Genomic DNA, 7,940 nt, shown 5'->3' on the forward strand with positions numbered 1-7,940 from the left:
GGGCACCCCGGCGCAGGGTGGGCGCGCAGATCAGGGCGGCCGTGGCGAGGGCGACGGCGAGGGCGGCCGTCACCAGCAGGAGGGACGCGCCGAGGGCCTGGCCGATCGCGGGGGTGACCTCCTCGCCGGAGATCCAGGAACGGCCGGCGTCACCGCGCGGGAGTCCGGTCAGCCACTGTCCGAGGAGGTGCAGGGGGCCGTCGGCGAGGCCGAGCTGGGCGCGGATGTCGGCGAGGACCTCGGGGGTGGGGTCGCGGTCGACGGCGCGGGCCTTGAGGACGGTCAGCGCCGGGTCCGTCCGCGTGAGCCGGGGCAGGAGGCCGATGCCGCAGACCAGGCCCGCGGCGAGGGCCGTCCGCCACAGGAGCGCCGTCAGCCGTCCCACGGGTCAGCGCCGGGTGCCGGTGCCGACGAGCGTGCGCTCGTACGGGTCGAGGAGGACGCCGCGGACCTTCGCGCCGACGCCGGTGATCACCCGCTGGTGGACGAGGGGGACGACGGCGTCGGTGCCGAGGATCGCCGCCTCGGCGGCCATGGCCGCGTCCTGCCGCTTGCCGGTGTCGGCGATGCCCTGGGCCGTCTTCACGGCCCGGTCGGCCTTCTCGTCGCACAGCTGGGCGATGTTGAAGCCGCCGTCGCAGGTGTAGTCGCTCGCCAGGACGGCGACGGGGTCGCCGGTGTCGACGAGGGTGTTGCGGGCGAGGACGAACGCGTCGAACTTCCCGGCCAGCGCGTCGCTCTCCAGGCGGGAGTACTCGCGGACCTCCAGGGTGACCTTGAACCCGGCCTTCTCCAGTTGCTGCTTCAGCACCTGGGCGGCCTCGGGGAGTTCGGGGCGGTTGTCGTAGGTGGCGAGGGTGACGGCGGCGCCGTCCGGCCTGCCGGGGTTCGCCCGGCCGGTGGGGGCGGTGCGCTTGCCCGCGGCCCAGGTGACGGCGGGGCCGTAGATGCCGGCGCCCGCGTCGGCGTGGCCCTCGTAGACGCCCTTGGCGAGGGTGCCGGTGTCGACGGCTGCTCGGGCCGCTGCCCGCAGCGCCGGGTTCTTGAAGGCGCCGGCCTTCGTGTTGAGGAGGAGGCTGGTGGTGCGGGTGGTCGCCGTCTCCTTGCGGGTGGCGGCGTCCAGGGTCGCGGCCTGGGCGACGGGTATCGCCTCGGCGATGTCGGCCTCGCCGGTGCGCAGGGCGTTGGCGCGGGCGGTGCCGTCGGCGATGAAGCGGGCGTCGACACCGGCGGCCTGGGCGCGTCCGCCCCAGTAGTCGTCGTACCGGTTCAGCGTCGCGGACGTCGTGCCGGTGAGCTTCGTGATCTCGAAGGGGCCGGTCGCGGTGCCGACGGGGTTCGCGGCGCCCTTCGCGTCGTACGCCTTCGGGGCGAGGATCGCGAGGCTCGGGCTGGTCAGGCGCAGCGGGAGGACGGGGTCGGGGTCCGTCGTCGTGATCCGTACGCCGGTGGCGCCGTCGGCCTTCGCGGTGAGCGTGACTCCGGCGAGGGCGGCGGGGGCGGGCTTCGCCTCGGTCGCGTGGCCGAGGGAGGCGGAGACGGCGGCGGGGGTGACGGGGCTGCCGTCCTGGAACGCGGCGTCGCGCAGGGTGAACACCCAGGTGCGGTCGTCCAGCCGCTGCCAGGACCGGGCCAGTGCCGGGGCGGGGGCGCCGTTCGCGTCGAGGGAGGTGAGGCCCTCGGTGACGCCGAGGCGGCTGAGGAGCGTGGCGTCGGCGCCGTACGGGGAGAGCCGCTCGGCGGGCGGGAAGGCGAGGGCGACGCGCAGACGGGGGCCGTCGGTGGTGCCGGGGGCGGCGCCGTCGCTCCCGCCGGAGGCGAAGCAGCCCGCGAGGAGGGGGAGGGCGGACAGGGCGGCGAGGAGCCGGGGGCTGTGGGGGATGCGCATGGTCTACCGGTCTGTGAGGAGTGCGGACGGGGAGCTGGTCGCGGTGTGTCCGGCGGGGACCCGGCCGGCGCGGACGGCGTCGAAGGGCACCTCGAAGTGCACGATCCCCTGCCCGGGGGCACGGTCGTCCCGCTCGTCGAGCACCACCTCGCCGAGCGACCGCCAGAAGCCCTCGGCGCCGTCCACCGACGGGTCGGTGTGCAGGTACACGGAGCGGTAGCCGCCGTCGGCCGCCGCGAAGTCGAGCAGTTCGCCGACCAGACGCCGCGCCAGCCCCCTGCGACGGTGCTCGCGCCGGGTGTAGATCCGCCTGAGCTGCGCGGTCGTCCCGGACGGGTAGCGCTCGGCGAGGTGCGCGGGGTTCGGCGGGTGCAGCGGGCCGCGTGAATCGACCGCCCCGGTCGCCACGACCGTGCCCGCGTCGTCCACCGCGACCAGCAGCGTGTGCCGCGCGGGTGTGAGGTACGCCCCGGCCAGGTCGATGATGTCGCCGTGCCATCGGGGCACGTATCCCGTGCCGAAGTCCCGGTACACCGTGTCGAGCATGACGGCCCGCGCCTCGTCGAGGTCCTCCGGACCCGCCACCCTTATGCAGTATTCACGCACTTGCACATCATACGCAGTTAGCACGTAAGTGCGATCAAGAGGATACCCGCGACCGCTCCGGCCCCTCGATTTGACAGCCCTCATCCGCTCTCCTAAAACGTAGTCACATGAAATCCGTTTTCAAAAAGTCGAGCCCTTCGGCGTGCCCGCCGGCGCCCCTCCCGGCGCATCCCGGAGCCGGAGGCGACCCACGATGCGCGTAGCGTTCGTCGGAAAGGGCGGCAGCGGGAAGACGACCCTGTCGGCCCTCTTCGCCCGCCACCTGGCCCGGTCCGGCGCCCCCGTCCTCGCCGTGGACGGCGACATCAACCAGCACCTCGCCGAGGCCCTCGACCCTGGCGCCACCGCCTTCACCGCACCCCCGCTCGCCGGCCGGCTCGGCGAGATCAAGGACCTCCTGCGCGGCACCAATCCCCTGATCCCGTCCCGCGACGCGATGGTCAAGACCACCCCGCCCGGCCGGGGCTCCCGCCTCCTGACCCTCCTCGGCGACGACGAACTCCACTCCCACCACGTCCGGCCCGCCGGCGGCGTCCCGCTGATGGTGACCGGGGCCTTCGACGAGAACGACCTCGGCGTCGCCTGCTACCACTCCAAGCTCGGCGCGGTGGAGCTGTACCTCGGCCACCTTCTGGACGGCCCCGGCGAGTACGTCGTCGTCGACATGACCGCCGGCGCCGACGCCTTCGCCTCCGGCCTCTTCACCCGCTTCGACATGACCTTTCTCGTCGCCGAACCCACCCGGCGCGGCGTCTCCGTCTACCGCCAGTACCGCGACCACGCCCGGGAGTTCGGCATCCCCCTGGCCGTCGTCGGCAACAAGGTCACCGGCGAGGACGACCTCCTCTTCCTCAAGGAGGCGACCGGCGACCACCTCCTCACCCATCTCACCCACTCCTCCTGGGTCCGCTCCACCGAACGCGGCACCCCCGCAGGCGACCTGGAGGACACCAACCGCCACGCCCTGGACGTCCTGCGCGCCGCCGTCGACGCCCGCCCCAAGGACTGGCCCACGCTCCACCGGCACGCCGTCGACTTCCACCTCCGCAACGCCCGGGCCTGGGCGGACACCGCGACCGGCCAGAACCTCGCGGCCCAGGTGGACCCGGAGTACGTACCGGGCCCGCCGCCGGCCCACTGACCGAGGTCACCCTTCACCACGAACCGTCTCCCCTTTCCCACCCTTCCGCCTCGTCCGCCCTGTCCGTGTTTCCGCCTCGCCGCGCTCACACCCCCGTCGCGTCGAGCAGCCGCACCAGCTCCGCGCGCCCGTACCCGAGGGACTCGGCGCGGTAGCGGGCCATCAGCATCAGGTGGGCCACGATCTGCGCCCCGAACCCGTCCTTCCCGTCGTCCTTCCAGTCCTTCGGCTCGGCACCAAGGCTGTTCATCACGAGCCCGTGCTCACGCCGGATCTCCCCGAGGGTGTCCGCGATCGCGTCGAGCATCGTCCGGCCCGGGCGGTCACAGTTCAGGGCGAAGCAGCCCCAGTTCAGCGGGGTGCAGCCCTGGGGCGGGTCCACCCGCAGGCTCTCGTACCGCTCGTCGCCGAAGGAACCACACTCGAACTCCTCGTGGACCAGCACGAAGCGGTGCAGGCCGGGGATCGGTGGCGGGAGCGGCGGGTTGTAGGGCCACCCCGCGTCCTCGTACAGCAGGCGCCGCACCTCCTCGTCGTCCGTACTGGTCACCGAGAAGGCCGTGGCGTCGTTGCGCCCCGTGTAGGTGCCGTCCAGGTTGTCGTGGAACTGAAGTCCCATCGCTTCTCCTCCGTGTGGTCCGGGTGCCGGGAAAATCTCCCGACACCCGGCCAACGGACCGCTCTTCGCACATGTGCCCAGAAATCGAAATGTCACTCGATAGAGGGACATCGCATTCCAGGTTGACCCCGTCGAGCGGTGGAACTCCCTACTTGCCGGCCACCAGCGCGGCGGGCGCCGGTGCGTAGCCGGTGGGCCTGGCCGTGAACGCGCCACGGTCCTGCGTACGGCCGCGCAACCGGGTCGCGTAGCCGAAGAGTTCGGCGAGCGGGACGGTCGCGGAGCCGGAACGCGGCCACGTGATTTTCCGCCCCGGCCGACCGGCCCCGACCGGCACTCCCGGCCCAACTCGCCTCCGGCGCCCGCTACTCGGTGTAGAAGTGCCGCCGTACCCGGCGCAGCCACGCCTCGGCGGCTCGCTCGTCCGGCTCGTCCGGCAGCACCGTGCGGGTCGTCGCGAACGCCTCCTCGAAGTGACGCAGCAGCGGTACGGCGACCTCGGGATCGGCGGCGGCCTCCCGGCCGAACCGGTGATAGCTCTCCGGGTCCTCGACGCGGATCGTCAGCCGGCCGGTGCTGTACAGCTCGAAGCCCTGCCGGCAGAGCCGTTTGAGGTGGCGGGCGTGCTTGGCGGTCCGCTTGCGGGAGTCCGCCGAGAACGATCCGTCGCCGCGGTTCTGGAGTCTCCTGAACTGCTGGGTGGCGTAGCCGAGATAGGCGTCCCTGACCCGTCCGGCGCCGAGCAACGAGTCCCGGATTCCGATGAGTTCGTCGCCGAGGGCGGTGCGGGTCTCGTACAACTCGTCGGGGAGCCAGACGAGTTCCATGACCGTCGGGTTTCCGGAGAGCGCGAGGCGGCACCATTTCGCGGCCTCGTGCAGGGTGCGGTCCGGGGCCGTGGTGACGTGGGACTCCGCAGGCCGGTGCAGGCCGTGCAGGTCGGCGGTGGGGGCCGCGAACATGCCGAGGCGGTCGATGTCGGAGCCCTCATGGGCGAGTCCGTAGGCCGTCGAGCCGACGATGCCGGACAGCAGGATGTTCTGGACGGTCATGCCGCGCCCCCGTGGTGGTTCACTCGGCCCGGCGTCGCCGTCTCTGACTCCGGGGAGGGCCATGATGCCGCCTCGGGTGCCCCGGCCACCTCAGGGTTTTCGGCGGTCCTGACGTTCGGGGTATGTCGACCCTGAATAGTGTGTGACATATTACTGCGGTGGCCAAGCAGTCCAGCTGTGATGTCGTGGTCGTGGGCGCCGGAATGGTCGGCGCCGCCTGTGCACTGTATGCCGCCCGTGCCGGACTGGACGTCGCCGTGGTGGACCGCGGCCCGGTGGCCGGCGGCACGACCGGCGCGGGCGAGGGAAACCTCCTCGTCTCCGACAAGGAGCCCGGTCCCGAGCTCGAACTGGCCTTGCTCTCCGGCCTGTTGTGGACCGAACTGGCACAAGAACTGGGCCCCGCCTTCGAGTACGAACCGAAGGGCGGCCTCGTCGTCGCGTCGACGCCCGAGAGTCTCGACTCCCTCACGGACCTGGCCCGCGCCCAGCAGGCTGCCGGGGTGACGGCAGAGACGGTCACCGCCGACGAACTCCCCTCGCTGGAACCGTACTTGGCACCCGGTCTGGCGGGCGGTGTGCTGTACCCGCAGGACGCCCAGGTGATGCCCGCACTCGCCGCCGCCCACTTGCTGCGGGCGTCGGGCGCACGGGTCGAGACCGGGTGGACCGTGACCGAGGTGCTCCGCGCGGCCGACGGCGCCGTGCGGGGCGTACGCACCGACCGAGGCGATCTCCACGCACCGGCCGTCGTGAACGCGGCCGGCACCTGGGGCGGTGAGGTCGCCGCGCTGGCCGGGGTCCACCTGCCGGTGCTGCCCCGGCGCGGGTTCGTCCTGGTCACCGAGCCGTTGCCGCGCCGGGTCCGGCGCAAGGTGTATGCCGCCGACTACGTGTCGGACGTGGCCAGCGACTCGGCGGCGCTCCAGACCTCGCCGGTCGTCGAGGGCACCGCCGCCGGTCCGGTCCTGATCGGGGCGAGCCGGGAACGCGTCGGCTTCGACCGCTCCTTCTCCCTGCCCGTCGTGCGCGCCCTTGCCGCCGGAGCCATCGGCCTGTTCCCGTTCCTCACCCAAGTCCGGGTGATGCGCACCTACTTGGGGTTCCGCCCCTACCTCCCCGACCATCTGCCCGCCATCGGCCACGACCCGCGAACGCCCGGCCTCTATCACGCCTGCGGACACGAAGGCGCGGGCATCGGCCTGGCGACCGGCACCGGCCACCTCATCGCCCAACTCCTCGGCGACAAACAGCCCGACGTCGATCTGACCCCGTTCCGCCCGGACCGTTTCACAGAGGAGGCCGCCGCGTGAACCCCCTCGATCTGGTCCGGGCCCGCCCCGGCACCGCCTTCGCCCTCACCTTCGACGGCCGCCCGATCGAGGCGCTGCCCGGCCAGACGGTGGCGGCGGCACTCTGGGCAGCGGGTGACATGTCATGGCGCACCACCCGGGGCAGTGGTATGTCACGTGGCGTGTTCTGCGGGATCGGGGTCTGCCACGACTGCCTCGTCACCGTCGACGGCCGCCCCAACCTGCGGGCCTGCCTGATCCCGGCCGAGCCCGGCGCGGACGTCCGCACCCAGGAAGGAACCGGTCACCACGATGACTGAACCGCCCCGCCTCGCGGTGATCGGCGCCGGCCCGGCCGGACTCGCCGCCACCCTGGCCGCAGCCGCGCGCGGGGTCCGCGTCACCCTCATCGATGCGGGACCGGCTCCCGGAGGCCAGTTCTACCGCCAGCCGGCGCCCACCCTCGGCGCCCGACGCCCGCAGTCCCTGTACCACCAGTGGCGCACCTGGCAACGACTCCACGCGGGCCTCGACACCCGCCTCGCGGCAGACCAGGTCACCCTTCTGACGGATCATCACGTCTGGTGTGTGGAAAGGGACTCGGCGGGTTTCACCGCGCACGCCCTCCTCGGCCCCGAACAGGAGCGGTCCGTCGCCGTGCACGCGGACGGCGTCCTGCTGGCGACGGGTGGATACGAGAAGGTCCTCCCCTTCCCCGGCTGGACCCTCCCCGGTGTGCTCACAGCGGGCGGCGCGCAGGCGATGCTGAAGGGCTCCCTCGTCCTGCCCGGCCGAACGGCGGTCGTCGCGGGCACCGGCCCACTGCTCCTCCCGGTCGCGACCGGCCTCGCCTCGGCGGGCACACGGGTCGTCGCCCTGGTGGACTCCGCCGACCCCCGCGCGTTCGTCCGGCGCGCGGGCGCCTTCGTCCGCGAGCCGGCGAAGGTCGCCGAAGGCGCGGCGTACGCCGCCCGGCTCCTGCGGCACGGCGTGAGGACGGTGATGTGTCATGCGGTACTGGAGGCACACGGCACCGACCGGCTGGAGGGCGTGACCGTCGCCCCGCTGGACGCCGAGGGGCGGCCGGTGCCAGGACGTACGCGGTACATCACATGTGACACCCTCGCCGTCAGCCACGGCCTCCTCCCCCACACCGACCTCGCCGACGGCCTCGGCTGCACCCTTGAGGGACCCTCCGTACGCGTCGACGCCGAACAGCGCACCGACGTCCCCGGCGTCTGGGCCGCCGGCGAGACCACCGGCATCGGCGGGGCCACCCTCTCCCTCGCCGAGGGCCACATCGCGGGCCGATCGGCCGCCGCCCGCCTGCACGGCACCCGCC

General features: G+C 73.0%; 9 protein-coding genes and 1 pseudogene. 4 read left to right on the plus strand and 6 right to left on the minus strand.

The features are described from left to right. The 3 genes and pseudogenes from ACVNF4_RS29035 to ACVNF4_RS29045 all read right to left on the minus strand — a co-directional run. Window positions 1-385, minus strand: a pseudogene (locus ACVNF4_RS29035) (ABC transporter permease subunit); the annotation flags it as partial. Window positions 386-388: 3 nt separating this feature from the next. After that, window positions 389-1,888, minus strand: coding sequence for an ABC transporter substrate-binding protein (locus ACVNF4_RS29040; RefSeq protein WP_461805852.1), 1,500 nt, complete (start codon window positions 1,886-1,888; stop codon window positions 389-391). 3 nt (window positions 1,889-1,891) lie between these two features. After that, window positions 1,892-2,494, minus strand: a complete 603-nt coding sequence (locus tag ACVNF4_RS29045; RefSeq protein WP_461805853.1) for a GNAT family N-acetyltransferase — start codon at window positions 2,492-2,494, stop codon at window positions 1,892-1,894. Window positions 2,495-2,687: 193 nt separating this feature from the next. Here ACVNF4_RS29045 and ACVNF4_RS29050 point away from each other — a divergent pair, with 193 nt between their 5' ends. Further along, a complete protein-coding gene (locus ACVNF4_RS29050; RefSeq protein ID WP_461805854.1) occupies window positions 2,688-3,635 on the plus strand; it encodes an ATP-binding protein in 948 nt (315 codons plus the stop codon). A gap of 85 nt (window positions 3,636-3,720) precedes the next feature. Here the strand turns inward: ACVNF4_RS29050 and ACVNF4_RS29055 are convergent, their stop codons facing one another. The 3 genes from ACVNF4_RS29055 to ACVNF4_RS29065 all read right to left on the minus strand — a co-directional run bounded on the left by ACVNF4_RS29055 (window position 3,721) and on the right by ACVNF4_RS29065 (window position 5,306). After that, window positions 3,721-4,254: a hypothetical protein gene (locus ACVNF4_RS29055; RefSeq protein ID WP_461805855.1), complete on the minus strand. Its 534-nt coding sequence runs from the start codon at window positions 4,252-4,254 to the stop codon at window positions 3,721-3,723. 148 nt (window positions 4,255-4,402) lie between these two features. Beyond that, on the minus strand, window positions 4,403-4,591 hold the full coding sequence (locus ACVNF4_RS29060; protein ID WP_461805856.1) for a hypothetical protein: 189 nt from the start codon (window positions 4,589-4,591) through the stop codon (window positions 4,403-4,405). 28 nt (window positions 4,592-4,619) lie between these two features. After that, the gene (locus tag ACVNF4_RS29065; protein WP_461805857.1) at window positions 4,620-5,306 is read right to left on the minus strand and encodes a nucleotidyltransferase domain-containing protein; all 687 of its coding nucleotides are present in this window, start codon (window positions 5,304-5,306) and stop codon (window positions 4,620-4,622) included. Between the two features lie 158 nt (window positions 5,307-5,464). Here ACVNF4_RS29065 and ACVNF4_RS29070 point away from each other — a divergent pair, with 158 nt between their 5' ends. The 3 genes from ACVNF4_RS29070 to ACVNF4_RS29080 form a co-directional block, all read left to right on the plus strand. Next, window positions 5,465-6,619 carry an NAD(P)/FAD-dependent oxidoreductase gene (locus tag ACVNF4_RS29070; RefSeq protein ID WP_461805858.1) on the plus strand — a complete coding sequence of 385 codons (1,155 nt, stop codon included), beginning with the start codon at window positions 5,465-5,467 and terminating at the stop codon, window positions 6,617-6,619. Continuing rightward, window positions 6,616-6,918, plus strand: coding sequence for a (2Fe-2S)-binding protein (locus tag ACVNF4_RS29075; RefSeq protein ID WP_461805859.1), 303 nt, complete (start codon window positions 6,616-6,618; stop codon window positions 6,916-6,918). Before ACVNF4_RS29070 ends, ACVNF4_RS29075 begins: the two co-directional genes overlap by 4 nt. After that, window positions 6,911-7,940, plus strand: a 1,030-nt coding sequence (locus ACVNF4_RS29080) for an NAD(P)/FAD-dependent oxidoreductase (protein ID WP_461805860.1), incomplete at its 3' end; no start/stop codon positions are given. The genes ACVNF4_RS29075 and ACVNF4_RS29080, both read left to right, overlap by 8 nt.

Source organism: Streptomyces sp. S6, from assembly GCF_054880855.1.